The 25,820-nt window shown below is 57.8% G+C and carries 25 protein-coding genes, 4 tRNA genes and 1 other RNA gene; 16 read left to right on the top strand and 14 right to left on the bottom strand.

What is annotated here, in order from left to right; all coding sequences use genetic code 11:
* The first annotated feature begins 1 nt into the window (after window position 1).
* Window positions 2–376 (top strand): DUF2149 domain-containing protein, encoded by a 375-nt coding sequence (locus BW919_RS01400; protein WP_157665849.1) that lies wholly within the window; start codon window positions 2–4, stop codon window positions 374–376.
* Here the strand turns inward: BW919_RS01400 and BW919_RS01395 are convergent.
* The gene (locus BW919_RS01395; protein WP_088335068.1) at window positions 373–1,185 is read right to left on the bottom strand and encodes a hypothetical protein; all 813 of its coding nucleotides are present in this window, start codon (window positions 1,183–1,185) and stop codon (window positions 373–375) included. The two genes, BW919_RS01400 and BW919_RS01395, sit on opposite strands and share 4 nt — an antisense overlap.
* Before the next feature lie 25 nt (window positions 1,186–1,210).
* Between BW919_RS01395 and BW919_RS01390 the strand changes: the two genes are divergently transcribed.
* The 8 genes from BW919_RS01390 to BW919_RS01355 are packed head-to-tail and all read left to right on the top strand — an operon-like array spanning window position 1,211 to window position 5,807.
* The gene (locus BW919_RS01390; RefSeq protein WP_157665847.1) at window positions 1,211–1,399 is read left to right on the top strand and encodes a hypothetical protein; all 189 of its coding nucleotides are present in this window, start codon (window positions 1,211–1,213) and stop codon (window positions 1,397–1,399) included.
* The gene (locus BW919_RS01385) at window positions 1,396–2,010 is read left to right on the top strand and encodes an METTL5 family protein (RefSeq protein ID WP_088335063.1); all 615 of its coding nucleotides are present in this window, start codon (window positions 1,396–1,398) and stop codon (window positions 2,008–2,010) included. Before BW919_RS01390 ends, BW919_RS01385 begins: the two co-directional genes overlap by 4 nt.
* A 16-nt stretch (window positions 2,011–2,026) precedes the next feature.
* A complete protein-coding gene (locus BW919_RS01380) occupies window positions 2,027–3,049 on the top strand; it encodes a DHHA1 domain-containing protein (protein ID WP_088335061.1) in 1,023 nt (340 codons plus the stop codon).
* A gap of 8 nt (window positions 3,050–3,057) precedes the next feature.
* Window positions 3,058–3,636: an exosome complex RNA-binding protein Csl4 gene (locus BW919_RS01375; RefSeq protein ID WP_232452897.1), complete on the top strand. Its 579-nt coding sequence runs from the start codon at window positions 3,058–3,060 to the stop codon at window positions 3,634–3,636.
* Window positions 3,629–4,309: a DUF2067 family protein gene (locus BW919_RS01370; RefSeq protein ID WP_088335056.1), complete on the top strand. Its 681-nt coding sequence runs from the start codon at window positions 3,629–3,631 to the stop codon at window positions 4,307–4,309. Before BW919_RS01375 ends, BW919_RS01370 begins: the two co-directional genes overlap by 8 nt.
* A 13-nt stretch (window positions 4,310–4,322) precedes the next feature.
* Window positions 4,323–4,661: an RpoL/Rpb11 RNA polymerase subunit family protein gene (locus BW919_RS01365; RefSeq protein WP_157665845.1), complete on the top strand. Its 339-nt coding sequence runs from the start codon at window positions 4,323–4,325 to the stop codon at window positions 4,659–4,661.
* Window positions 4,658–5,251, top strand: a complete 594-nt coding sequence (locus BW919_RS01360; RefSeq protein WP_088335052.1) for a DUF99 family protein — start codon at window positions 4,658–4,660, stop codon at window positions 5,249–5,251. Before BW919_RS01365 ends, BW919_RS01360 begins: the two co-directional genes overlap by 4 nt.
* Window positions 5,244–5,807 carry a DUF531 family protein gene (locus tag BW919_RS01355; RefSeq protein ID WP_088335050.1) on the top strand — a complete coding sequence of 188 codons (564 nt, stop codon included), beginning with the start codon at window positions 5,244–5,246 and terminating at the stop codon, window positions 5,805–5,807. The genes BW919_RS01360 and BW919_RS01355 overlap by 8 nt, the downstream gene beginning before the upstream one ends.
* 61 nt (window positions 5,808–5,868) lie before the next feature.
* Here BW919_RS01355 and BW919_RS01350 read toward each other — a convergent pair.
* Window positions 5,869–6,022: transfer RNA gene (locus tag BW919_RS01350), tRNA-Trp, on the bottom strand.
* A gap of 402 nt (window positions 6,023–6,424) precedes the next feature.
* On the opposite strand from BW919_RS01350, the gene twy1 reads away from it, so the two are divergent.
* Entirely contained in the window at window positions 6,425–7,342 is a 918-nt protein-coding gene (gene twy1 / locus BW919_RS01345; protein ID WP_088335048.1) for a 4-demethylwyosine synthase TYW1, read from the top strand.
* 75 nt (window positions 7,343–7,417) lie between these two features.
* On the opposite strand, the gene BW919_RS01340 is transcribed toward twy1, so the two are convergent.
* The 5 genes from BW919_RS01340 to BW919_RS01320 all read right to left on the bottom strand — a co-directional run bounded on the left by BW919_RS01340 (window position 7,418) and on the right by BW919_RS01320 (window position 10,264).
* Complete coding sequence (locus BW919_RS01340) at window positions 7,418–7,771, bottom strand: P-II family nitrogen regulator (RefSeq protein WP_088336458.1); 354 nt, start codon at window positions 7,769–7,771, stop codon at window positions 7,418–7,420.
* Between the two features lie 24 nt (window positions 7,772–7,795).
* Window positions 7,796–9,103, bottom strand: a complete 1,308-nt coding sequence (locus BW919_RS01335; RefSeq protein ID WP_088335046.1) for an ammonium transporter — start codon at window positions 9,101–9,103, stop codon at window positions 7,796–7,798.
* A 199-nt stretch (window positions 9,104–9,302) separates the two neighbouring features.
* A tRNA-Ile gene (locus tag BW919_RS01330) sits at window positions 9,303–9,380 on the bottom strand.
* Window positions 9,381–9,491: 111 nt separating this feature from the next.
* Window positions 9,492–9,568, bottom strand: a tRNA-Ala gene (locus BW919_RS01325).
* A 63-nt stretch (window positions 9,569–9,631) separates the two neighbouring features.
* Window positions 9,632–10,264 carry a rhomboid family intramembrane serine protease gene (locus tag BW919_RS01320; protein WP_088335044.1) on the bottom strand — a complete coding sequence of 211 codons (633 nt, stop codon included), beginning with the start codon at window positions 10,262–10,264 and terminating at the stop codon, window positions 9,632–9,634.
* 28 nt (window positions 10,265–10,292) lie between these two features.
* On the opposite strand from BW919_RS01320, the gene BW919_RS01315 reads away from it, so the two are divergent.
* The gene (locus BW919_RS01315) at window positions 10,293–11,210 is read left to right on the top strand and encodes an ATP-binding protein (protein ID WP_157665843.1); all 918 of its coding nucleotides are present in this window, start codon (window positions 10,293–10,295) and stop codon (window positions 11,208–11,210) included.
* On the opposite strand, the gene BW919_RS01310 is transcribed toward BW919_RS01315, so the two are convergent.
* Genes BW919_RS01310 through BW919_RS01300 form a run of 3 tightly spaced genes read right to left on the bottom strand, consistent with a single transcriptional unit; the run spans window position 11,179 to window position 16,342 of the window.
* Window positions 11,179–12,099, bottom strand: coding sequence for a hypothetical protein (locus tag BW919_RS01310; RefSeq protein ID WP_088335039.1), 921 nt, complete (start codon window positions 12,097–12,099; stop codon window positions 11,179–11,181). The genes BW919_RS01315 and BW919_RS01310 overlap by 32 nt on opposite strands.
* Window positions 12,096–15,764, bottom strand: a complete 3,669-nt coding sequence (rgy, locus tag BW919_RS01305) for a reverse gyrase (RefSeq protein WP_088335037.1) — start codon at window positions 15,762–15,764, stop codon at window positions 12,096–12,098. The genes BW919_RS01310 and rgy overlap by 4 nt, the downstream gene beginning before the upstream one ends.
* Window positions 15,761–16,342, bottom strand: a complete 582-nt coding sequence (locus BW919_RS01300; RefSeq protein WP_088335035.1) for a hypothetical protein — start codon at window positions 16,340–16,342, stop codon at window positions 15,761–15,763. The genes rgy and BW919_RS01300 overlap by 4 nt, the downstream gene beginning before the upstream one ends.
* An 89-nt stretch (window positions 16,343–16,431) precedes the next feature.
* Between BW919_RS01300 and BW919_RS01295 the strand changes: the two genes are divergently transcribed.
* Window positions 16,432–17,448 (top strand): radical SAM protein, encoded by a 1,017-nt coding sequence (locus tag BW919_RS01295; protein WP_088335033.1) that lies wholly within the window; start codon window positions 16,432–16,434, stop codon window positions 17,446–17,448.
* A 42-nt stretch (window positions 17,449–17,490) separates the two neighbouring features.
* On the opposite strand, the gene BW919_RS01290 is transcribed toward BW919_RS01295, so the two are convergent.
* Entirely contained in the window at window positions 17,491–18,036 is a 546-nt protein-coding gene (locus tag BW919_RS01290) for an SAM-dependent methyltransferase (RefSeq protein ID WP_088335031.1), read from the bottom strand.
* 174 nt (window positions 18,037–18,210) lie between these two features.
* Window positions 18,211–19,311: a GTPase gene (locus tag BW919_RS01285; RefSeq protein WP_088335029.1), complete on the bottom strand. Its 1,101-nt coding sequence runs from the start codon at window positions 19,309–19,311 to the stop codon at window positions 18,211–18,213.
* Between the two features lie 54 nt (window positions 19,312–19,365).
* Here BW919_RS01285 and BW919_RS01280 point away from each other — a divergent pair, with 54 nt between their 5' ends.
* Window positions 19,366–20,484 (top strand): TIGR01212 family radical SAM protein, encoded by a 1,119-nt coding sequence (locus BW919_RS01280; RefSeq protein WP_232452896.1) that lies wholly within the window; start codon window positions 19,366–19,368, stop codon window positions 20,482–20,484.
* Window positions 20,485–20,554: 70 nt separating this feature from the next.
* On the opposite strand, the gene rnpB is transcribed toward BW919_RS01280, so the two are convergent.
* An RNA gene (gene rnpB, locus BW919_RS01275) (RNase P RNA component) lies at window positions 20,555–20,912 on the bottom strand.
* A gap of 371 nt (window positions 20,913–21,283) precedes the next feature.
* Here rnpB and BW919_RS01270 point away from each other — a divergent pair.
* The 3 genes from BW919_RS01270 (at window position 21,284) to BW919_RS01260 (ending at window position 23,940) form a co-directional block, all read left to right on the top strand.
* Window positions 21,284–22,618, top strand: coding sequence for an RsmB/NOP family class I SAM-dependent RNA methyltransferase (locus BW919_RS01270; protein WP_088335027.1), 1,335 nt, complete (start codon window positions 21,284–21,286; stop codon window positions 22,616–22,618).
* An 88-nt stretch (window positions 22,619–22,706) separates the two neighbouring features.
* Entirely contained in the window at window positions 22,707–23,654 is a 948-nt protein-coding gene (locus BW919_RS01265) for a hypothetical protein (protein WP_088335025.1), read from the top strand.
* A 210-nt stretch (window positions 23,655–23,864) separates the two neighbouring features.
* Window positions 23,865–23,940: transfer RNA gene (locus tag BW919_RS01260), tRNA-Gly, on the top strand.
* A gap of 58 nt (window positions 23,941–23,998) precedes the next feature.
* Here the strand turns inward: BW919_RS01260 and BW919_RS01255 are convergent.
* Window positions 23,999–25,819: a DUF505 domain-containing protein gene (locus BW919_RS01255; RefSeq protein ID WP_088335023.1), complete on the bottom strand. Its 1,821-nt coding sequence runs from the start codon at window positions 25,817–25,819 to the stop codon at window positions 23,999–24,001.
* Between the last annotated feature and the right edge of the window lies 1 nt (window position 25,820).

Raw genomic sequence — 25,820 nt, 5'->3', positions numbered from 1 at the left:
GTTGCCCAGGTATCTGAGGAGACGACGTCGTAGGAGGTTTCTGAACGGCGATGACAACGACGACCCACTGGCCGGCGTCGCCAACCTGTTCGACGCGGCGATGGTTTTCGCCCTGGCGTTCATCATCACCATGTCTTCCAGCTACGGTCTCACTAAAATTCTCAGCCCTAAAACGTCGGAAGCTACCATCATCACCAAGACTACCACGGGCAAGGTTACCGTCACGAAGATCTACCGCACTCCCTCCGGGCTAAAAGTGGAGAAGTTCAAGGAGGTTGCCAGGGCGAAACGTGGCGGTGCACAACTCGGTCACATGAAGAAGCTCGGCGGTGCAGTGTACAAGGCTGGTAATAGATACATTTGGGTGCCGGGCTAGTGCCGGCGTATCGTCGGTATCGGGAACACCGGCAATAACCACGATCCACCACCGCCCGACTGAGGTGGCCGCTCTGGGGTCACACTCGGATCCCACTGACTAACCCATGACAAAAGTTCCACAGGATCGGCCGGAATTCTTACGTCATCGATGATGAACGCGTCCGTAGCGTTCTCTTCCCAACCGTACTTTCGGTAGAACCACCTCAACCAATCGGCTAGGCGCAAGTCGGGGTTTCCGAAGTAGCGTTCCGACAGCCTCCTGAGGTAAGCGCTGATGACATAGTCGCCCATGAGCTGTTCCGCGACAGCACACGCCTCGTCTACGTACCGCCAGAACTCGTCCGGGCTACCGAACACTCGAATAGCCCGCCCTAGCGCCCAACGTGCGAACTCCACCGCGTTCTCTTGCCATGGGTAGTAGAAATCCCGGAGCACCGTCTTGATGCCGGCTCGTTCTCTCCACTCCTTGATCGGCGACGTCCTAACATGTGTGTAAAGATCTAAAAGAAGATGACTGGCGATACCCGTCTCCGCGCACCACAGTGCTACCTTTCCATCGACTCCCTGAAGCGTCCTGGATACAGTCCGCTCGACTATCACAGATGCATAATCGTAAACGTGCGTGGGATCGTGGGCCCACCGGTAGTCCACGTACCTTAAGTCCGAGTACCGGTCGTGGTAGGCCGCCGTGGCGAAGTCCGGTGCTAATGACCCGTACACGATTATCCCGCCGTACTCCGGGTTCTGTGGGTACGACATCACCGCCAATAGGACTCCGTACGCCAAGTGCACCGGACCCGCGGGCATTTCGAACGCACCCCCGACTGGGGGGATGATGTTGCCGGAACACATAATCTGCGCATCGTGCGGTAAGAGAGTTGGTCGAAAGCGAACTCCTCCTGAGTGCCCGTATTGCGGGAAGAAGAAGTTCGTGCGGATGGACCCAGAGGAGCGTTTGGGTAGAGGACCAGAGTGGTGGAAGGAAGTCGAACGGGAGCGGAGGGTGCGTGAAAGGCTTTGATAGATCGTCGCCTGGCGATGAAGCTCGACGAGTTGGATGGGTTTCCGGAACCGAAACTATCACTTGAGCAGTACGAGACTCCCGGGGAGGTGATCCGAGTACTGCTCTCGGTCGCCGAGAGGGAGTTCGGACTCGAATGCTCGCGCGTACTCGATCTCGGAGCCGGTACTGGTAGGATAGGTATCGGTGCGGCGCTTGCAGGGGCGTGCGAGGTCACGTGTGTGGAGGTTGACTCAGAGGCCGTCAAAGTGGCACGGAGGAACGTGAAACGGGCTGGCGTCGAGGACAGATTGGAAGTCGTCGAGGCGGACGTTCGGGATTTCGAGCCCGAGGACCAGTACGACGTTACTATAATGAATCCCCCATTCGGAGCCCAGCGGCGTGGCGCCGACCGGCCGTTCGTAGAGGTAGCCCTGGAGGCGTCATCCGGTGTGGTCTCACTCCATCGCGCGGGTACGGAAGAGTTTTGGAAGCGTCGTGCCCGTGAATTAGGGGCTACATGTGACACCGTCGGGTTAGTTCGATTCCCTGTCCCGGCCATGTATCCTCATCATCGGAGCAGGATCCGCCACGTAGACGCTGCGATTCTAGTCTTTAAGAAGATCGACTGACAAAAGGGGGTTTCCCTTGGATCCCATTAAGGAAGTAAGGAACGCGCTGGTCCCACACCTGAAGAAGCTGGAGGACGAGCGAGTCGCGATAATTTCGGATATCGACGTGGATGGGTTAGCGAGCGCCGCGATCCTCGGTCACGTGCTGAACAACGTTGGGGCGGACTTCGTGCTGTACTTCTCCCCTCCCGCCAATTTCGAGGAAGTCGTCTCTGGAATCGCTCCGGAGTGTGATGTGCTGATAGCCGCGGACCTAGGGTCTACCGGGGAGACAGCGATCCACGACGCCAAGTCCGAGGGATGTCGGGTGATCGTCGTAGACCATCACCAAGTACTCGAGGACGTGCGACCCGACGTATTCATTCACGACACCAGACTCTGTGCGGCCGAACTCTGCTATTGGGCCACGGTCGATCTGCACGAGCGTGACCTACGACTCATCGCCGCGTACGCGGCCTTCACGGACTACGCCGAGGAGTACTCCAGAGTACTCAGAGAGGTCCTCAAAATGTACGACCGGCGCAAGGTTTACACGGAGGCGAGCCTGCTCGACTACGCACTGATCCGGATGGATGGCGAATACCGACAGGAATTGGCTCTCAAGCTCCCGGAGACCTCCGTCTCCGAGCTGGACGAGGTGTATGAGCTCGCTCGCGATGCTATGGCGGAGGAACACGAGGTGCTCCGTCGAGCGAGGGAGGTGGCGGAATGCCTGAACGAAGTCGTCGCGTACGCGATCATGGACGATGTCCACCCCGCGATGACCGGAAGGGTCGCATCTCACGTAGCAGGCGTGAAACGAAGACCCGTGGGCGTATGCGTTCGACGGGGAAAGATCAGCGCCCGGGTAGTCGAGGGAGAGGAGATCGACGTAGCCCGAGCGATCAGAAAGGCGGCGACCGAGGTGGGCGGAAAGGGCGGTGGACACGCACCGGCGGCCGGAGGCGTCGTCCCAGAAAGCAAGGTCGAGGAGTTCCTGAGACTGTTCGGGGAAGAGGTGAAGAGACAAGTCGAAAGCGTCCGGACGAGAAAGTCGTGAGACGTTACGTGGAGCCAGGGAAGTTCGTACTGCCCGGCGACAAGATAACCGTGGCGGAAGCATTTTACCCTGGCCCAGGTACCTACGAGGATGGTGGTGTCGTTCGGGCCGCCATCATCGGGCGAGTGGAAGTGGATCTCGAGGAGCGTGAAGTTCGCGTCGAACCGTACGCGGACACACCACCGAAACTGGAACTGGGATCCTCAGTGATCGGACGAGTGCAGTCGGTGAAAGATCAGGTCGTTCTCGTCAAGATATGCTTCGTGGACGATCGGACGGACCGCGAGCCTCCAACCTCTGGAGTAGGAGGGATCCACATATCAAAGGTCAGAGACGCCTATGTGGAGGATCTGGCCGACGAGTTCCAACCCGGAGACATCGTTCGCGCTCGAGTAGTGAGCACTAAAATGCCGGTACAGCTGTCCACTATGGGTAAGGAATACGGGGTAGTCCTCGCGTACTGCACCCGATGTAGATCCGAACTCGAAAGGGTGAAGGGTCGGACCCTCCGTTGCCCCGTGTGCGGTCACACCGAGACGAGAAAGGTCGCTGCCGGTTACTTACGGGAGGTCGAGAGCGATGCCTAAGATGGAGAAGCGCGAGATAGCGTTCACCTTCCCCGACCGTGACTCCGCCCAGCGATTCCTCCGTGCCGTCGAAACTACTCAGGCCCGAGGTGTAGACACCGTCGTGGAGCTTCGCGGTACCCGGGTTAAAGTGAAGGTGTTCGGCCCGCATGCCGCGGTTAAAGCTCACATCTGCAAGTTGGGAGAACTTCGTAGGACCGTCCTGTCCGAGTCGGAAGAAAAGAAGCAGGTTAGGCTCCACCTGAGCACGATCTGCAGAGAAGCCGGCGCCCCGAAGATACCATCCGAGCTACTGCGCGACGCACTCCGCCGCCAGGGTTACCGGGCAAGGGTTCGCGGCCCGTGGATCACCACGAACGCACCCATGAGTGAGCTCCGCGAGCTCGTTAGAGAGCTCGCCGAGGCTTACCGCGAGGCGAGGTTTTACGCGGCATCGGAACCCGTGCGCCGAATGCTGGCCATCCTCTCCCACGAGTACGACGTCGACCCCATGGATCTAGCCTATGAGGCCATCGAACGGGGAATACTTCGGGAGGGAGAAGACGGGCGTTGTGAGCTCCGGGAGGACCCGAAGTCCACGGAGCGCAAATTAGAGGAGATCGCGTCCGAGCTCCGGAAAGCCCGTAAAGGTATGGGTAGGGCCCTGGAGGACTTCCTCCACGAACCCTTGTGACGGGGTGAATACTGTGAAACTGCCCGAGGTTGAAGTCGTTGTTAAGAAATACGACAAAGACGAGGTCCTGCTCGAGCTACCCGGTGAGGACCACACCTTATGTAATCTCTTAAGATGGTCCTTAAACCAGCAGGACGGAATCGTCGCGACTTACAGAATTGAGCACCCTATACTCGGTAAAGAACACGAAGTCGACGAAGAACGGTACGTACCACCGAAGATGCGTATACGGGTGGTCGATGAGGACGCCGACGCCAGAGAAGCCCTCGAGCGGGCCATAGAGGAATTGCTGGATCTGGTGAAAAAGGCTAAGGAGGAGTTCTTGGGGGCGTTGGAGGAGAAGGAAAGTTGAAGCTCAGAGAAGTGAAGCCGGAGATAAGAGTGTTGGGGATCGACGACGGTCATTACGGCCCAGAGGACAATAGAACACTCGTTGTCGGTGTTGTAATGCGCGGTGGACAGTGGATCGACGGCGTGATGAGCACGGAGGTAACCGTCGACGGCCTCGACGTCACCGATCGGATCGCGGAGATGGTCAACAGGTCCAAACACAGGCCTCAATTGCGCGTAATCCTGACCGACGGAATCACGTTCGCGGGGTTCAACGTCCTGGACATCAAAAAGTTACACGAGGAGACTGGTCTACCCGTAATCTCCGTGATCAAGCGCCGGCCCGACGTGGCATCTGTGGTCTCCGCTCTTAGTAACTTGAACCATACCGAGGAACGCCGGAAGATAGTCCTCAGGGCAGGTCCAGTCCACAGCGTGAAAACACGTCGAGATGAACCTCCAGTCTACTTCCAGTGCGCTGGAGTCGAACCTGACATCGCTAAATTGGTGCTCAGACGCACGGCGACTCGTCACCGTCTTCCCGAACCCATCCGGGTCGCTCACTTCATCGCCACCGGAGTGACCAAGGGGGAATCATCCAGCGATGCCTAAGCGCGCCGGCAGGGTGACCATCGGCCTGTACAACTCCTACGACCCGCGGCGCTTCCACGAGATACACGCACGGACTATCGCCCGGGTGGCACCGCTATGCGTGGCCTTCGACTTCAAGCTCGCACTCTTCGGGTTCCCGCTGGACGATTTAGGCGTAAGAACACCACACGAACTCGCCGAGTACGTCTCCGAAGAGACTACCATCGGTACTTCAGGTCGCGAGATGCTGGTGCTGGCCGAGCGCAACCTGTTGGAGGTTTACAACTATCCCGAGCGCGGCTTCCCACCTCAGCTCGGCACGATCATCGGGACAACCTGTCGTCCCGACGAGCGGAAGGCCATCGAACCCGAGGATGTGGTTCGAGAAGTCTTTCGGCCCCGATCCGTAACCCTGGTTTTCGGACTCGGACGACGTGGACTGCCTGCGGAGGTACTCGAAGCGTGTGAGTATCACCTCGATATCACCGGTCGTAGGGTACCCCTCGAAACCGCCACGGCCATCGGGGCGGTCACCGCCGTTGTCGGGCACCTGATCAGGAGGAAACTAGAGGAATGAGCAGGTTGAGCACCCTTTACTGACTGGGCCACCGTTATGGTTTTCATAACAATTCGGGCCTTGGTGGGCCCGCCGGGATTTGAACCCGGGTCACGGGGTGTCTTCGACCCGCCTCGTCGCTCCAGGAATCTCCCCACCAGGTCCGGCACACCCCATGGAAGTCATCGGCGGGTCCCTGGAGCCCCGCATGATAGACCTGGCTACACCGCGGGCCCGCCCTCAAATGTGGGCAGCATAGGACAGGATATATAATGGTTGCGTGCGCTGGCATCGATCGGACGATCGGTTAACTCGTACTCAGTACCTCCTCACCACATGCAACAGTCCCTAGATGAAATTAAGCCGATTTCCCGCCGCATATACGCACAGCAGGACGTTGCCCTACATTTCAGACAAGACAAAAGAATAGAGTAACTCCGTTCGATTCGACTTCGAACCCTACGAGCGACCTCCAGAGCGAATCACCGGTGTTACAAATTTCAAGATCGTGTTACCCACCCGACCACGTTATTATCGTTGAGGAAAAGCTGTGGTGGCTATCGCAGCTGACCCCGTGGTGATCCCGATTAAGCTAGGAATCTTTTCGGACGGAAAAAGACCGTTCGGGGTGATACGAGTTGCTACACGCTGATGTGTTGGAAGTTCTCCGTAAGCAGGGCTACGGTCTGGTCGGGAAGCACTCCGCGGTCAAGCCGTGTTATTGGTGCCGGGAGGCGATCAAGAACGGTAGGCACTGCTACAAGGCGAAGTTCTACGGAGTGGAGAGCCACCGTTGCCTTCAGATGACCCCTACGGTAGCTTGGTGTCAGCAGCGCTGCGTGTACTGCTGGAGGCCGGTCGAACTCACCGTAGGGACCCATGACGTGCCTGACCCGGACGATCCAGACCTGATAGTCGAGGAGAGCGTAGAGCAACAACGGCGCTTCCTTCAAGGGTATGGGCACCTCGAAGGTGAAGCTCGTAAACGCTGGAAGGAATCCCTCGAGCCTAGACACGCCGCGATCAGTCTCGCAGGTGAGCCCACTCTGTACCCTAGAATCGGCGAACTGATCGACGCTTTCCACTCCTACGGATTCGACACTACGTTCCTGGTAACCAACGGGCTGCGACCCGACCGGGTGGAGGATCTGGAACGTGAGCCGACGCAGCTATACGTGTCCCTAGACTCACCGAACGAGGAGCTACACTGTCAGATCAACAGACCCACGGTTTCGGACTCCTGGGACCGGATCGTGAGGACGCTGGAGTTACTGGATTCCCTCTCCTGCCGGACGGTTATCCGCATCACCGCGATCAAAGGTTGGAACATGGAGGGTACCGCCGAGAAGTTCGGCGAACTGTTGGCCAACGTCGAGCCGGACTACGTCGAAGTGAAGGCGTTCATGTGCGTGGGGTGGGCAGCCTTCCGGATGTCACCGGACAACATGCCCTCGCACGAAGAAGTGCGGAAGTTCGCGGCAGAGATCGCGGAGCACGCAGGATTCGAGCTAGTCGATGAGTCGCCACCCAGCCGAGTGGCGCTACTAAGCTCTTAGCCGAGCTCCCGGCCCACGCGTGCTGCAATCGTTATTGAGCCAATAACGATCACGGTGAGTGGGAAGAAAACTCGATCACTCCTCGGTAGACAGTGCGTCCTCACCGCGCTCTCCGGTGCGCACGCGGACGGCGTCCTCGAGCGAGATGACGAAGATCATACCATCGCCGGGCTTGCCGGTCTTCGCGTGTTCACAGATGATGTCGATGACCTTTTCGACGTCATCCTCGGTGGGAACGGCGACCTTCAGCAGGATCTTGTCGAGGAGATCGATCCGGTACTCCTCGTCACGGTACCGGTGTACGATTCCCCGCTGTCGACCACGACCCTTCACGTCGATCACGGTCATACCCGGGTAGCCGGCCTCATCCAACGCCTCCTTCACCTCGTCCAACTTCTCCGGCCTGATAACGGCCTCAACCATGTACATCATGGTTCACCCCCATCCGCTCGTTCATTCCCTGGTCTCCATGTACGGGTAGGCGCTGACACCGAACTCAGTCTCGTCTAGGCCCTTCTTCTCCTCCTCTTCTGTCGCCCTTAACCCGACCATCTTGTCGATCAGGTAGAAGGTCACGAATCCTGCGCCCAGTGCCCAGGCTACGCATACGATGGCACCGACAATCTGTGCGGCTAGACTCACGCCGCCGGCGCCACCCAGCGCTTCGGTTCCGAAGATTCCAGCCGCGATCGCACCCCACACACCCGCGAATCCGTGCACTGGGCACGCGGCGACAACGTCGTCGATCTCCAGCTTCTCCAGCATCCGGAACGCCGGCTTAATGATCAATCCCGCCACGATACCGGTGATTAGGGCTCCGATGGGACTCATGATGTCACATCCGGCGCAGATCGCTACCAATCCCGCGATCAGACCGTTGGCAGCCCACAGCGGGTCGAACCTCGTCGCGAAGGCGGCCGCCGCGGCTCCACCACACATCGCGAGGGTAGTGTTAATGGCCACTAGCGAGCTGATCCATGACTCGTTCGTCGGGTCGTAGAGCACCGCCGAGCTACCCACGTTGAAACCGTACCAGGTGATTGCCAGGAAAAGCGCCCCCAGGAACGCCTGCGGGATGTTGTGTCCCGGGATCGGTACCGGCTTACCGTCCTTGAACCTCCCGATCCTCGGACCCAACAGGTAGGCGGCGGCCATCGCCAGGAAACCTCCTAGGGCGTGAACCACGGTCGAACCGGCGAAGTCGTGGTACGGTTGGCCGAAGACCTTGGCGAACAAGCCGGTGTCGCCGCCCATCCAGCCGCCGCCCCAAGTCCACAGCACGAAAATCGGGTACAGTATCCCCGTGATCAGGACCGTCATCACCAGGTACGCCTTGAAGTTGATCCGCTCGGCGACGGCCCCTGAGACAATGGTCGCTGCCGTGGCGCAGAACGCGAACTGGAAGAAGCAGTACGCCAGGTTGTAGGGGTCGGCGGCCTTCATCGGATCGGCGCTCCACGGGTTCGCCGTGAACATGGTGGCGATCCACTTGCCGATGCTTTGTGCGTAGTCCGGGAAAGCTAGCGCGAATCCGAAGAATATGAAGACAATACCTCCGAGTGACAAGTCTAGCAGGTTCTTCATCAGAACGCTGACGACGTTCTTCGTCCGTACCTGACCGGCTTCTAGGAACATGAAACCTAGCTGCATTCCGACGACTAACACGGCTGCCCATACCAGGAAGAAGATCGCACCCGGTCCCTGGGCACCCCATGTCGCCAGCGCGTCGTGTACGGCCTTAGCTATACTCCCGGCCGCCATTGATTTCCCCCCACTTTTGTCCGGCAAGGCTTTCCGGCAACAGTTGTTCTTATTATTTACCCGGCAATGTTTTTCCGGCAAAACCTCCACTGCATTTCGGTACTTTTCAATCGGACGAACGCCCACGTTTTCGATCGTCACTAATACTGAAAGGGAACTCACCTGTCGGAATTGTAACATTTCTCGTAACAATTAGCGGTGGTGGGCCCGCCGGGATTTGAACCCGGGACCTCGGGGTTATCAGCCCCGCGCTCTAACCTGGCTGAGCTGCGGGCCCTCCTCCCGACCGCCGGCTCCCCCTTGCGAACTTATTAATCTTTCGGGCCGGTATCCCGAGGACGGGGCAGCTCGATATGATAATTGTAACATTTCTCGTAACAATTGGCGGTGGTGGACCCGCCGGGATTTGAACCCGGGGCCACGGCCGCGCCAAGGCCGCGCTCTGCCAGGCTGAGCTGCGGGCCCTCCTCCCACAAGCACCCGACCCCTAGGGTGATAATAAACATTTCGCCCCCGTTAGTGGTGGGTTTAGTGGTGGGTCAGGAACCAGTAGCCCGTCAGTAGCAGTGCGGTGATCGCTGTCACCGCCAGTAACCCCTTTAAGGCCTCACTCGGTCTGTAAAGCAGCGCCAGCACCCCTCCGACTACCATTCCTACGAAGTGACCTGCGTGGGCTACTTGCGTGACAACTCCCGATTGGATCACGAATATGGCTAGTGCTGCGTAAAGGACTGCGAATAACGCCAAGGGCATCGGGATGAACAGGAACATCATTATACTCATCGGTCTGAGCATCGTGAGGCACCCGAGTAATCCGAAGATGGCTGCGGATGCACCCACTACGGGAACATCCGGTGTTAGCGCAGTCTGTGCCAGTCCACCCATTAACCCTGATAGTAAATAGAGTACGAGGAATTCTGATGCGGAGAGTACACGCTCTAGTTGCGCTCCGAACGTCAATAATCCTAGCATATTGAACAGTAAATGGATGAGATTTGCGTGAAGAAACATGTAAGTAATCAAACATTCAGGATGAACAGTAATATTGTGAAGGTATAATCCATAGCTGTATAGTACGTCGGGTCGGATGATTCCATCCGGTCCTACGCTGAGCACGTAAGCCAGGACGTTGAGTAGGAACATCAGCATCGTTAGGGACATTCCACCTGTCCCCCCGGGGGGTGGAGCGTTGGATATCGAGGAGATACTCCGAGACGTTGGCGTAGATTCCCGCTACGTCGCGATTTTAGGTGATACTGTGGTTGCGCTGAACCCGAGGAGAGCTGGCCTCACCGCTTCGCGGCGGGAGGAGCTGAGGAGAGAGGGTATAAAGGTCGTCCGTTCTAAGGTTGTCGAGCGAGCTTCCTCGAGGTTTCATCAAGTCGTGACCGATTATGACCTATTCGAACCTCGGGAGGAGGTCGTTGTCGGCTTTAGTGGCGGTAAAGATAGTGTTACGTGCCTCCTCATGCTCGAGCCGTTAACCCGACGACTTGGGCTCCGTGTTAGACCGGTCCTTGTAGAAACCAGACTTCATGGAGACCCCATATGGGGCCGTGAGGGTCGGGAAGTTTGCGAAGAAGTATGTAGGTCTCTCGGTTTCCAACTGGAGTACGTGGAACCGAAGGAAGACGTCGGCGAGCTCGCCGAAGAACACGATGAGTCTCCCTGCCTTATTTGCTCCTTAATTCGTCGTCGAGAGCTTCGGGAACGTGGGAATAAGCTGGTGTTGGCCCATACTTTGGACGACGCTATCGTCACCGCTATGGCTTCAGCGATTAAGGGTGAAGGGTTGAACATCCTGCGGCCCGTTGAGGAGCTAGGTGGAATGAGATCCGAGTACGTGGACTACGACTTCCCGGAAACCACTATAGTGCGTCCGATGATCCGCGTTCCGGAAGTTTGGACGGGGCTGATACCGGAAGAAGTAGGTCTCCCGATTTTCGAGTCTGATTGCCCGTACTCCAAGCCGTACGGGATCACTTTACGCAGTAGGACGGCGCATGGCCTGGAATGGTTGAGGCTCGAGGTTGGCGCGAACTCCGTGGAGTTCTTGGACCGCCTTTACAGGTCGTTCATGAAAACCCTAGAAGCCACCCGCGAATGATGGAAACGATGTCTTTGAACTCGTCCTCGTCGATCCCGTGGTTCTTTGGTGAGCCTCCGATGTTCTTCCTACCTCCCCAACCCTCACGGTGATGCTCGTTCAGGTACTCGAACAACTCACATAGGTCGATAGGTAACTCGGGATCGCCGAGCCCTACTGTCACCCGCTTCATCGCGGGCGAGTAGAGGATCACTAGGTCATACCCTTCACGGTACAGATACGTGAAGGCGTTCTGCGCCTCCGAAATAGTCGCACACCACCTTATCCTATCGTCTTCTACCTTCACTTTTCCCTCTTCAATTACTTCCGTACTCTCTTCGGCCTCCCGTACGGACTTCCGGAACTCCTCAAGCCACTTCGATGCTAGCTCTTTTCGGTACTCCTCATCGTCCACGACACGCTCCACGGCCCTCAGGGCCTTCTTGAACGTTTCTTTCAGCTCTTCCGGGTTATCCGGGTACGGCTTCTTCACTACCTCTGCCACGGCTTGCATGATCGCCAGCGCGTACTCAGCCCTCTCGAGCTCCTCGTCCGACGGGTAGTGCTTCCCGAACCGGTCGATCTTGTCGAGCACTTCGACGTCTTCCTCTGGGAGCACCGGTCCACGCTTCAGCAGCAGTACAGCGGCCACCATATCCGTATCCACCGGTGGCTCGATGACGACAGCCCGTACCATCGGAAACTCGGTATGATCCTTCACGATCTCGTGAGCCTGAGCCACAGCCGACGGTTCCTCGGATAACTGACCGTGATGATCCAGTACGAACACTCCGAGTTCCCGCCATTCCTCACGAGATATTACGTCTAGCAGCTTCTCGTTGGCAGACGGCGTCTCCACGAACGCAATATGGGGAGCGTTTTCGTCCACAGTGGCGATCGCGCGGGTCATCTGTTGGAAACCCCCGCGAAGCGCAGCATCAGCCCTATGACTCCCTCGGACTCTAGCACCTTCCGCCCCTCCTCTGAGAGTCTGTAGCGCCCGTCCTTCCGCTCGAATAGATCGGTCTCCTCGAGCCGGTCCACCTCTTCCTCGGAGAACTCGGCGTCAGAACCCTCCTCCGCGATCTTGGACAGCACTCGGATCGTAGCTTCGTCCAACTTCTCCGTCAGAGCCCGCGGTACCTTCAGTTCCTCGATCAACGCGCGGATGGTTACGTCGTCCGTCGAAACCTCCGCACGACACGCGTAGAACTCTGTCTCACGGTATTCCCTTGCTCTATCTACGATCCATCCGAGCACTGGAGTTTGAACTCGACCAGCGCTCAGCCACGTCATCGGCTCCAGCTTGACGTTCGGATCGACCGGTTCACCGTTGACGGACGCGCGTACACGTACAAGCTCCGGTCGCACTCTGTTCCTGTCTCCGAGCTTCCTGTTCGGATCCAGAAGTATCGCGGTATACGTCACGTCGCCGCCACGACTGATGCGAGTACGCGCCACGTACCCATCGCTTCCTCGGCGCAGTCTTACCGACCTGGACCTTACCGAAGAATCCTCGTCGAACGTGCGTCGGAAATCTACTACTTCTACCCCGCTCGGGATGTCCAGCTTCATCTCGATCCTGGAGCCCGATGGGAGCTCTCCTAGCTTTATCTCGAGGTGCTTGAACACATCCCACAAGTCCTGAGATAGTGAGAATCCGATCCATCTATCGGCCACTCGCCGGAGAATCTGAGCCGACACACGGCCTGCATCGACGTTCTTCCAGTTCTCTTCTTTCAGAGCCTCGGAGATACCACGTCTAGTGACCTCGTGGAACTCAGTCCGGTACACCTGGGCCGTGGTCCATCCCAAGTAGTTGAAGACGTCCCATCCGATCTTCTCTCCTTCAGTGTCTGGGTCCGTTCCGATGAGTATCACGTCAGCTTCCGAGGCTAGTTCTCGAATCGACTCTAGAAGCGGTATCTTGAGCTCTACTTCACCGCCGCAATTCGGACACTCTTCAGAACCGACCACCTGCTCACCGCACTCGTTACATCTGCCTAGAACGTCGTACACTGGTACCCAACGTTCGTCGATACGGAGCACACCGTGAACTCCGGACTCCTCGACTAGGTCGGCGACGTGACCCTGCGTGGCGACGACGGTAAGATGAAAACCGTCCGCTGCGGCTTCGTATGCCACCCCCCCGTTCAGTCTGCGGCGTGACGGTCGCTGAGAGAACAGCGAGGCGATCATACGGGCCTTGTTCGGGGATTCCACGATCATCAGTGCTGAACGAGCGAGTCGACTGGTTTCCTCCGGTTTCAGCTCGCCTGCGAGTATCTTCCGGACTCGTTCTCGGTCTTCGTCCACCTTCCTCACTAGTTCTTCGAGTTCCTCGTCCGAGATTTTCTTGAGTTCTAGACCGATCTCCTTCACGTCCAAAGACTTCGAATAAGACTTCCATTCGAACTCCGAGCCATAGGTGTAGGACATGCGCCTGATCAGACCGTTGAGTATCCGGAGCTCGCGTTCGTCCTCGGGACATAGCACGAAAGACAATCCGAAAGTCACTCCACCGGCGAAGAGACGGCTGACTCTGCCGCTGGCCTGTACGTACGTCCGGAGGTCTGGGACCTCCAAGTAGGCTTCCTCACCCTCTTCGCGCACAGCGACCGTCGTAGCTTCTTCGGCCAGAGCCTTCACTCGGTCAGGGTCGCCCAACAATCGGGTCAGCTCTCGCACACCATCGGCCAACGTTCGAACGTGCTGTGCCAGCCACCGATTGACGTCGAGTTGCTCGGCGATATCTTCCGGATCTCGCTCCGCGAGTTTCATCAGCGTATCCAGAGAGAGCGGTTCCACAGCCTCTTCCAGCCGCTTCCTGATCCAGTCCCCACGTCTGAGGATCCTCCATAGTCGATCCGCCACACCCTCTAAGCGACTCCTCGCTCTGCGGTCGTCCAGCAGTCTGGCTAGGTTGGACAGGGCCGAGGCTACGTACGTCGGGTTCTTGAGGTCTTCCTCGCGCGGAGTCAGTCTTATCCGCTGTCGAGGAACCCTGTAGAAAACCGCGTATCTGGCGGCTTGTGGAAGGTCGAGACCTCGAACTATTACGCCGTAAGGACTGGCTACGGCTACCAGAACGTCTACGTCTCCTTCGGAGAAGCCGTCTATGATCCTCTCCCGCTCCTCGGCGGGCGTTCCGGCATGGATCGCCCGAGCCTCGATCCCTGAAGATCGTAGGTGCTCCGTGAGCTCTTCCACGATCTCTCTAGCTTTCTTTTCTCCTGGCAACCGCTGCGGGACGAAGATCAGGCCTCCCTTCACACCGGCTCTTCGGACGATCCGTTCCACGGCTTCAGGGGACGGTTCGGAAATTACCGCAATGTCCTGAATGTTACGGAGACCATCCCCGCCCGCTCCGACTTCGAAATCGAAGAGCTCCCGGACCACGACGAGACGTCTGGAGGGGGCCGCGGCTCCTGTCGCGCTCATGAACACGATCCGTGCGAGATCGCGCTCTTTTTTAATCCACTTCAACCGTTCTTCGAGTTCCTCGATCTCGCACTCGACCTCTCGGAGTTCCTCCCGGACATGCTCCGCGCGCTTGTCTCCACGGTCTTCCAACGACCGAAGCCAATCTCGAAGTGAGTAGTAGCGCCGTCGGAGGGTAGCCAACCTGTACGCGCTATCAATCTCTTCCTGCTCGAGTCCGGCGACGCGGAGCACGCGGTCGACGTTGCGTCCGGTACCCCGGATGATTGCGTCCACGTCGTCCACTAGGATCAGATCGAAGTTCAGCTTCTCAAGATCCTCCACACGGTGAACCAGGAACTGCGCCGTAGTGATCAGAACGTCGAAATCTCCGGAGAAGATACGTTCCAAAGCCTCTTGTTTAGCTTGGGTTGGCATAGCCGCGTGATACGCGACTACATCGACGTCCAGTTCGGCGTCGCGCGCGAACCCCTTGATTCTATCTTCGACCTGTCGGACCAGAGTTGTGGTTGGGACTAGGTAATATACCCTGCGTCCGGCATGCCCGAGTACCGCCGCTACTAACGAGCCCCAAGAGGTCTTACCGGTACCGGTTGGGGCCAGTATCGAGAAACTGCAACCTTTAACTAACCTCCTCGTCCACACACGTTGTGCCGAATACAGTCGGAATCCGGTAGCCCGATTGAAGACTCTGTCAACGATTTCGGTGAACAGCTCCGGCCAGACGTACCGATGGAAGAATTCCTCCACCCGATCCGGTGAATATCGTTCTACCAGGGTTAACATCAGTAAAGCCTCTCCCACGTGCCCGTGACGTTCTCTAGCTTCCTTCAGTGCTTCGCGCAGTGTCCCCGTATCGACCGGAAGACACCGCTCGCAAATGCCTATCCTGGAGGTGAGTCTGATGGACGAACAGTCGCCTCCGCACAGGACGCACGAAGATCCGAAAATCGCCACCGGCTCGTTGGGGCCGGTGCTCCCAATGTCTCTACGGCGTACTTCCTCTGGCTCCATTTCTGTTTCTGCGACGCTATCCGCTAGCTCCTCCAAGTCAGCACAGTCGTCCAGGATAGACTCGACTAAACCTCGGAATCCTTTTGGAACCATGTCCTTGGCACGTTCCAGCACCATCATCTGCTCAACCCCTTCAGCGCTTCCACCAGCCGACTGAGCCGCTCGTGCCCGCTCCGTAGGATATCAGTGCAAAGGGCGACGACGCTATCCCATGCCTCTTCGCGCAGTGTCAGTTCCCCGTTGACTTTGACCGGAACGTCCATCCGCTCACCGCCGAGTATCTCTACGATCACCTTTGAACTTTTGACCGAACGTATGGACGACGCCTTGAATCCGGCTTCTGAGGCGATATTCCTCAACCGAACGGCCGCCTCCAAATCTCTACACATCACGTGGAACAGGGGCGGCTGGGCTTTCACCCACGTTATACCTTCCTCTGGGGCTTTCAGTACGGCTTCACGGACTTCCTCCGGTTCCGGTGGCTCGTGCCACTTGGCCACGAACTCGGACCCTATCTTGTCACCTACCTCCGGCTCATGTAGCACGACCACTCGGCCTGAGCAACTGCTGGTCGTACAGTACTCCTTGAATGAGTTGATGGTCTCCAGGACCGGAATGGCGGTTTCGTCCACCTCTCCCCGTTCGATGGCGCGTTCTAGCTCCTCGAGCTTCCGTCTCTTTTCACCTTCCCAGTGCAAGGGTCAGCGCCGCCTGAGTTCCTCACTTATCGGTGTTCGGTCGCCTCGTCATCCCCCGAGGATGTAAATTCTGGGTATGGGGTGGTCGTGTGAAGGACCTACGTAACTGTAAGCTCTGCGCCTGGGAATGCGGGGTTGACAGGCTCGAGGGAGAACGCGGCGTCTGTCGCGTTACTGAGCCAATTATTGCCGCTAAACAACTCCACCCGGCGCCACCGGCCAGCTACACGGTGTTCATGGTCGGGTGCAACTATCGGTGCCTCAACTGTCAAAACTGGAATATAGCTCATTATCCCGACAACCCCGAGGGGCGGGTGGTAGGTTATCAAGATCCAAAAGAGCTCGCCGTTGAGGCAGTGAACATGATCGAAACGAATCAGGGTCGTATGATAGGGGCGGACAGGATATTCTTCTCGGGTGGCGAACCCACTGTGCACCTGCCTTACATAGAGAAGGTCGTCGAGCATTACCGGGACACGACAGACCTATGGAAGGTCAACTTCGACACGAACGGGTTCGCGACGCGCAAGAGCATGCGCCGTATCGTTAAGTTAGCGGACTCGATCACATTCGACTTCAAAGCGTACTCCGATCCCCTCCATCGTGCCATCACTGGCGCCCCCGTTGAGCCCGTCTTGAGGAACTTGGAGTTCTTGGTCCCCAAGCATCTGGATAAAATTTGGGAAGTTCGGATCCTCCTGATTCCGAAGGCCCACGATACGGAGGAAATCAGGGCGATGTGCGAGTTCTTGGCGGATCTCGACGAGTCCGTTCCGGTATGCTTCCTAGCGTTCAGGCCCAACTTCGTGTTGGAACGGCATCCCGGATCCCCGAAACGCCTGATGGAAAGGGCAGTCGAGGTAGCTAGGGAATGCGGGTTGTATGCGACGTGGTCGGGCATGCCAGGTATAAACGGGAGCGTACCCCCTGAGGTCGAGGAGTGCGCCGACGAGCTCTTGAAACACTACGACGGCCACGAGGGCGCAGCCCTAATGAGCGGTTACGCTATGGTGACGGGCTGTAGGAATCATCCTAGGGATTGCTCGACGTGTGAGGATATGGCACGGTGTCCGATCAAGCGGTATGTGGCCGTACGGAGGACATAGTACCATACGATCATTACAGTTGTATTACAGTTGTGGAGTACCCTATCTCCTCCACAACTTGAACTCTTCGAACCGCTCTCGGATCTTACCCGGGATCCCCGGAGGGCTCAACTCTCCGAGATAACCCCGGCTTTCATCGTTCAGGTGCACCTCTTCCTGGAGCTCGGCCAGCTTCAGGAACTCGCAGAGGCCCGCGTTTCGTACCACCGCATCTCGTGGTCGCAGAGTCACCGACCACACGTAATACACCTTGAACGCGGTGTCCGGAAACATACCACCGCCGAGGTCCACGGCCAGCACATCACACTCAGGTCCGCCTAGTTCTTCGAGGACACGTTCTAGGGTATCGTATTCTCGAGCGTCACCTTTGACGAATGTGAGTTCGGGATGATTACGCTCCAACTCTCGCATGGCTTCTTCGGCGTCTTCACCGTAGTCCACGACGACGACACGTCTGGGGGAGCCGGTGAGTATGACTCGGGTGGAGGCTCCTCGGTGGCAACCTAACTCCACTACTATGTCACCCTCCTCGACGACTTCTCCCAAAAGCCGCCTGTATTCCTCGACAGACTTCACCAGAGCTATCAACACGCAATCCCTCCACGATGCTTTTTTACAGGCCTAACCGTCCGCGGGTTGGGATGATGACGGTTTCAGGCTCCGAGTACGGCCGGGGATGCGGAGAACTCCCCGCGCTGATTCGAGGGGATGAGGAGGGCCATGGGGTCCGATCTTGGCGGAATGTGAGGAGACCGGCCCGCGCTACCGACCCTTGGTCACCAGTACCACCGCCTTGCGCCCGTTGGCGCCCACTCTGAACCGCTCCTCAGAGACCACTTCGCCCCCCAGTTCACGACGCAGCCTCCTAACCATTCGATCGTAATATCGGTCGCCGACGGACACTCCCACACCGTATTCACCTAGCCTTACTGTGCCGAATCCTACGCCGTCCACGTTCTTTCCGTAGGCCAGCCTCGTTAGAATCCCACGAACCGTCGCGGCGCTAGGTGGGATACCTTCGGGTGCCACTTCCTCGATTTCACGGAGAGTCTCCTCCACTAAGCGCTGTGCGGTGCCGCCCACCTCTAGCTCTGAAGCTTCGGTCAGGTCGTCCCGTGTGGTCCGGTAAATTTCCACCAGGCTACCGTCCACCCACTCACGAAGGAGCAGTTTCGCGGTAGTTCTGAGGTCTTTGCCCAAGCGCTCTGAGATATCCCGAAGGATCTTCCATGGATCCTTCGATTCGTCGACGCCGAATCTATCGAACAGTGCCCCTGGGTACTCGCGGACAACGCGCTCGATCACACCTAATGCCGGCTCCATTGGATCCTCTAGTACGTCTGGATCCAGCGCTACGGCCTCGGCCGCGGCTTCGTCGGTCGGAATCACACCCGGAGAGTCGATGACCAACAGTTTCCTACCACCGCGTACCCACTGCTTTCCTCGGGTATATCCCGCGCGTCGTGACGTTTCCGCAGCACTCCTCCGAGTCAATGCGTTAATTATCGTGGACTTGCCTACGTTCTGAAACCCTACTACTCCTACCCTCACGGTCTCTACTTCAGGTGCTACCTCGTAGATGGTCCTACGGAGGTGCCGGAAACCCATGCGCTCTCGTGCGCTTACGTACACCGTGGGTACGTTCTCCTTGAGCTCCACCTCCTCCTTTACGCGCTCGGCTTCGGCCCGTGGGACCAGATCGGCCTTGTTGAGCACTACCACACGGGTGAAGTTGAACACGTCTTCTAGTCTGTGGAGTTTCTCCCACCGCGTCTCCTCCGGATATCGCACGTCTCGAACCTCCAATACCACCTGCGACTCGGAGAGCACTCTCATCACGTGCCGATACCACTTCGGTGGCATGCATCGCCACTCCCGAGTGGTTTTTGTACCCGTTAACTCGACCTCAACACGGGGGTGGGGGATATTAAATCCGACCTCAGGGATCTTGGAACGCTCCAACGGGAAGTCGAACCGGCGACCGATGGTGCCTTGCCCAGGTACGTCGACGAACGGATAGTTCGGGAGTTGTACGAGGACGGAGAAAAGTTCGTGGCTTTCGGAGCATATTATCGTCGCGAGAAAGGTTGCAAGGTTATGAAGGCGGCCGTGGACGCAGGTTTTGTGTGTCCGAACAAGGACGGCAGGATATCCAGTGAAGGGTGCTTGTTCTGCCCGAAGATGGGCAGGACAATCATCACTCCTAACGTGGACCCGGGTAAGAAGCTCGAGGAGCAGGCTCGTGAGCAGATGGAAGTATTCCGCGAGAGATACGGTGCCGAGAAGTTCCTCGTGTACTTCTACCCGGCCACGAACACTTACGCGCCTCCCGACGTCCTTGAGGAGCTGTACAACCGCGCCCTGGAGATGGAAGACGTCATCGGTTTATCCATAGGGACACGACCGGATTGCCTACCGGACGATGTCCTAGACATCCTCGAAGGCTACGTCAAAGAAGGTTACGACGTATGGCTCGAGATAGGGGTGCAGTCTTACCACCATCGCACTCTGCGCCGCACGCGGCGTGGTCACGGGCTCACCGAGGTGATCGACGCTATAATCCGGGCCAAGGAACGTGGGATCCGAATAGTCAACCACATCATCTTCGGACTTCCCGGCGAGACCCGAGATGAGATGCTCGAGACCGTCAGAGTCCTCTCGGTGCTCGGTGTAGAAGCCGTGAAACTGTATCCGCTGGTCGTGCTAGAACGTACCGATCTGGAGCGTATGTACTACGATCGCCGCTACAAGCCGCTGAGTTACCGCGAGTACATCAGGCTCCTGGCCGATGCCCTGGAACGTATGGCTCCGACAGTTCTCATCCAGCGACTCTCCAAGGACAGGGCACCGGACGAGGAGAGGATCGAGCCAGAGTGGGATCTGTACCGAATGCGAGTGATCTCCGACGTCCGTAAGGAGCTGGCCCGGCGCGAGTCGAGGCAAGGTAAACTGTACAAAGTGGGTCTCAACGCCGAAGAACTCGTGCCACTGGTTAAGGGAGCTACGGGCGCCGGGGGATTCGGGGTATCCACGTGAGCGTGCCTCACTTCCTGCGTCATTTGTTACAACACCCGTGACGATTGCAGGCGGACGGCGGCGGTGGGTGGGCTATAGCCCGCCTTCTGTAGCCTTAGACGGCGGCATTCACCTAAGCGGCCTACCATCCCCCTCCGGCCCGGGAACTCATCGGGGGCATCACCCTCGTATCATCGGGCTCATTCGGCCTCGCCCCCCGCCGGGCGGCCCGTTTCACCGCTCCCGCCGGCGTCCTCTGCGGGTTAGCTCGGGCCCCGTCGCCGGGGCCCTTCTCGGTCCGCCAACGGCGGACCTCAGCCGCGTCATCGCCATCCGCCGACGGACGTGTCGTTTCTGTGGCCGGTCCCCGGCCTCTCGGCCGGCCCCCTCTCGGGGCGGCGGGCCCGGGCCCGGGGGCGGAGCTTCCTCCCCTTAGCGGCCCCACGGCCGTACCCCGACGGACCCGCCTTCATTGCCTTACTCCGGCGGGCCCTTCCTCGGGGCGGGGGAGCCGCCAGCCCACCCACCGCCGCCCGACTTTACGTCCGGTTGACTAGATATAACGATTTCCCCAGCCTCGGACGTCGAGAGGTTCTGTGCAACGACCTGGCCCGTGCTGGGATTCCCACCTAGGACTCGAGGACTATCCGGGGCCGGTAACCTGCACGACACATAGGCGGAGAATAAATCGTGGGGAGGGCAGCAGTACCGGGATTGCACTATAGATCGCCAGCCCAGCGCCTATGAACTCGCGATATGTCCTCCTTCCTCCTAAACCTATTTCTTCACGAACGCAGCTGGCCGACCGAAGGGAGGTCGTGTGAAAGCTAGCGAGATAGTATCCATGTTGGCTAGGATACTCGCTGAGCACTACCGGTCCGGGGTCTCCCTGAAAGAGTCGTTCTACCGGGCTCTCGATGATCCGTTCTCCATTCCCAGCCACAAGGCTAGAGCTATTCACCGTCGACTTATGGAACTCGGCAAGCGGTTGGGACTCTGCGAAGAGATCCTCGATGACGTCATTCAATCGGGGTCTTTCGAAGACCTTGGTCCGGAGCTGAAAGGGGTTCTGGTAACCGCGGCTGATGAGATGTTGTTCGAAGGAACTAGCCCGGCGTTAGTAACCGACGCCGCGACGCGGATAGCTAAGGAGCTAGTCAACGATAAAGTGGCCGACTTCGTGCACGCGATATGCTTCGATCTCGAAGAGTACGACGTCGACCGGTTGAAGCGACGCGGTTACGATGACCTTTGCCTGCAGTATTACTTCCCACCCGACTTCGTCGATTACGTCCGTCGAGTGCTGCCCGAGGACGAGATAGAAGACTTCCTCCGAGCGTGCAACGAGCCCGCGGTAAAGTACGTCCGCGTGAACACGCTGCTGGCGGACGTAGACGAAGTCCGCGAACGCCTAGCGGAGGAGGGCGTGCTGACGGAGCCGGATGAGCACATATCGGACTTGCTACGTGTAGTCGAGGAGGAGGTACCTATAGTCAGAACGGAGACGTGGAAAGAAGGCCTGGTGTTCACTCAAGACAAGGCCTCCGCGGCCGTCGCTCACGTACTCGATCCACAACCTGGGGAGTTCGTAGTCGACCTCTGCGCGGCCCCTGGCGGAAAGACGCTCCATGTCCTCTGTTTGATGGAGGGCGAAGGAGAGATCCTTGCGGTCGACAAATCTGACTGGCGATTGGATGCCATGCGGGAGAAGTTGGCGTGGCAGCATGTTCCCGACGGTGTCGTCAAACTCCGATGCACGGACGCTCGAGAGATACCAGAGGAGCTGGATGAAGAGGCCGACCGAGCCATTGTCGATCCCCCATGTTCCGGTATGGGTTCCGTCCAGAAGCGACCGGAAACCAGGTGGAATGTCACGAAGAAACGGGTGCGACGTTACGCTAAACTTCAATCAGAATTGTTGGAAGCAGCGGTAAAGACCGTTCGACCCGGGGGTATTGTGGTGTATTCAACGTGTACTTTAACTATTAATGAAAATGAAAACGTGATCCGAAGAGCCGTAAGACGGTATGATATAACTATTGAAGAGGTAAACCTCCAATTCGGTAGGAGAGGGTTAGTTCCGAGAACCCGACGGTTCTACCCTCATACCGACCGATGTCAGGGGTTTTTCATCGCAAAATTAAGGAAGAACTAAGGCCGATACTGACACCGGCTCAGTCAGTGGAGGTGAACGAAAAGGTTAATTATTCGATATTATGCTGCAAATGTTGGGGGAATGCAACATGCGAGCCCTAGCACTCTTAGTGTTGGTCCTTGCGGCGTCGGGTGGCGCCGCAGCTGAAGAGGCACCGCTATACGGAGTGCTGACACACCCGTGGACATTCCAGCTTTCCGCGAATCAGGCCAAGCAGATATTGAAAGAGTACGTGATCTCCGTGGAAGCACCGGCCGGTGCTCAACTACCGCTAGGTAAGGCGTACTACGGGGTGTTCGTAGCCGACGGGAATCACGCCGCGTTGATCGTGGACCTAACTCCGGCGGTGACGGGAGAGACGGAGGATGCTGTAGTAGTGGACCCCAACGCGATATCGGGTAAGCTTCCGCCGGCTGTGAAGTTCAGACAGTGGAAGCCAGCTTACTTGGCTAGAGGGGCTCTACTGGCCCTGTCGCTGGAGACCAAGCCGCTACCGATAGGACTATCGCTCAAGATGGTTGACCCAGAGGAACTGACGATTAAGGTTGGGAAGTTCCAGGTGAAACTCAACCGGGAGCTCCTAAAAGGTCTGGCGCGAGTATTGGCTACGTACGAGTACGGTCACCCCCACGGTAAGACTCCCGTAGGGTGCCTGCAGGCGCTCGTGTTTAAGTACTTCGTGAAGGCGTCAGTGACGGGAGCCGAGCCGGAAGAGCTACAGAAGCTCGAGGTCAGCGAGAAGGAGAAGGAAGGGAAGGAAGAAAAGGAGGTCAACGAAGAGACCGGATACGCGCTCCGTGCGTTCCTAGAAGTGAACGAGCAGCAGGGTCTAACGGACCTGAAGGCGGAGTTCAGCGTTAACAACCTTGAGAATTTGATCGGTGAGGCCGTGACGGTCCTGCAGGATGTCCTCAGCAGCCCCGAGGCGCAGCAGGCAACAGCCACAGCGGAAAGTGCGCTCAAGAAGTTCGTTCAGGTGCCGGTGACCGCAGTGTGCTTGCTCGGGATCGTGATGATAGCCGTCCGACGCCAATAGAGGCTTCCTTTCCCCCCAAGTCGGAATTGTTACGAGCTCTATAACATATGTCTGTACGGCGCCGGGGAGGTCGCCACACCGGTATCGGAGACAGTAGTGATGAACATCCCAGCTACGAAAGTCTGGCTCCTCCAGTTGTCGAACGCACAGCGACCCACCGAATGTCCGAAATATTTTTATAGTTGGAGCCTGACCACTGGCGACGGTGGGGCGGCCGCAGTCTAGTCTGGTAGGACGCGGGCCTTCCGAGCCCGTGGCCCGGGTTCAAATCCCGGCGGCCGCACCAATCCTCAAATCGTTATAAAAATCGTAACGTTTTCCCCACGGGACTGGTTTGGGGGAGGTTAAGCGGCCTCCTCCGGATGCTGTCGCACCTCCGTGGCTTTCTGAAGTAATTCGAATGCTCTGAGTAATTCCTCTCCGGCCTCTGTGATCTTCCAGCCGCTCATCATCTTGGTTTGCCGCAACAACTTTACTGCTTTCTTAGCTTGGTCCAGCGTGACGTCGGCCCTCTTTAGTAGTGTCTTCGGGAACTTGTAGAGCTTCTTGGTGTTAAAACCCTCCCTCTTCAAGTCGTATACTGCCTTGAGGAGACGGGTCGCGACCGGTGTAATCGGGTGTCGGAGTTTCAGGATCTCCATCGTCTGACCACGGTGTATCGCCGTCTTGAGGTGTTGGCCGGCTCGCGTCAGTATCACCCCTCCCGTGAGCAACTCTTCGACTATACCTCGAGACTCCAACTTCGACAGTGACTCCAGGATCTGGTGCTCTTCGAGCCCGTACCGGTCACAAACGTCTTCGATCAGTTCCCATCTGTCGATCGACCCGTCGGGTATTCGGTAGATCAGTTTGGCCTCGTCTCCAGTCAAGAAGGGAGACCTCTCCACGCGACGCGCTATCTTGGCGACCATCAACCCCTTCGTGGTGATGGCGGCTTGCGACACCAGACCGGCACGGTGAGCCTCCTCCAGCCACTCTGGGGAAGGTGACTCGAAACCCATCGACACGGTGACGGCTTTGACACTTTCCGCCCGCACCGGCGCGCCCAGGTTGTGAAGTAATCGTTCTCCTTCCTCTGTGAGTACCCATATCGGCTTGCCCTTTTCCTTTCCGTAGTCGCAGACGGTTCTCTCCACGAACCCGTGCGCCTCCAACTCCTTTAGGTCAGTTGTGGGGTCGGGATCAGCCTCTCCGTACTCCTCTATTAGCATCCTCTTGATCCTCTTCAGGGTAGGAGCCACGTTAAGGTTCTCGTCGGGGCGGTACAGGCGATCGATAATCTCCAAAAGCCTTAGCTCGCTTGGACGTACGCTGATAGGAGGCACACTCGGGAAATCTTCCCCTACCATCTCGTAGGCTCGGAGGACGTGCTCGCCGGCCCTCGTTAACGATCCCTTCCACGCGTATCCGAGCCGCTCGAGGCGCTTCATGTCCTCGGGTTCTTCTCCTTCACTCACGGCCTTTACGTCCTCCATGATCCCAGGTGACAACACCAGATGCATGGCGGGAATCGCCTTTTCGATCGCGTACTTGATCTCGCGGCCGAGCGCAGTCAGAGTGTACGTGCGGCCACTATCCGAGGGTGGGGAAATCACCAGCATCCGCATCGCCTCGAGCGCGTGGAGGATGTTATCTGGAATGTCTATAGTTTCCCGGTATTTGATGAAGGTTTTCAATGTCCCGGGTCCCGGTGGTAACTTAGCTATTCGCCCGGCTACATCTTGGGTGACGTACAGTTTCGGAGTCGCCTTGAAATACGCCTCTAACACTAGCTCTCCGGCTTTTGTCAGCTCGCCATCTTCCGACAGACCACGCTCGTTCAGTAACTCTTCCCAACGCTCCGGCACGAAGGATAGGGCTGAGTGTTTCAGCGCCAGTATCGTGTCCGAGCCAACCCATCGGTCATGCGTCCACTCTTGTGGTGGCTGCTTCAGAATATCGACGGTCTCAGCTACTGCCTTCGCAGCGGTTTTTCCGGCATCGGTTAGTTCCCACTCGTTCGGTCCGACTCGCTCCATCAGACCTTGAAGCTCGAGCTCTAGCAACCGCTGTGGGATGATTTCCGTGATCGCCTCGGCCTCCTTGGCGATCTCCCTGGCCTCTTCCCTGGCACCGAGTTCCTCGACCGTAATCAGTACTTCCGCGTGGTCCTTCAACAGTAGCATC

The organism is Methanopyrus sp. KOL6, from assembly GCF_002201915.1.
Lineage (GTDB): Archaea > JAADCQ01 > Methanopyri > Methanopyrales > Methanopyraceae > Methanopyrus.
This window is presented reverse-complemented; position numbering and strand designations above follow the sequence as displayed.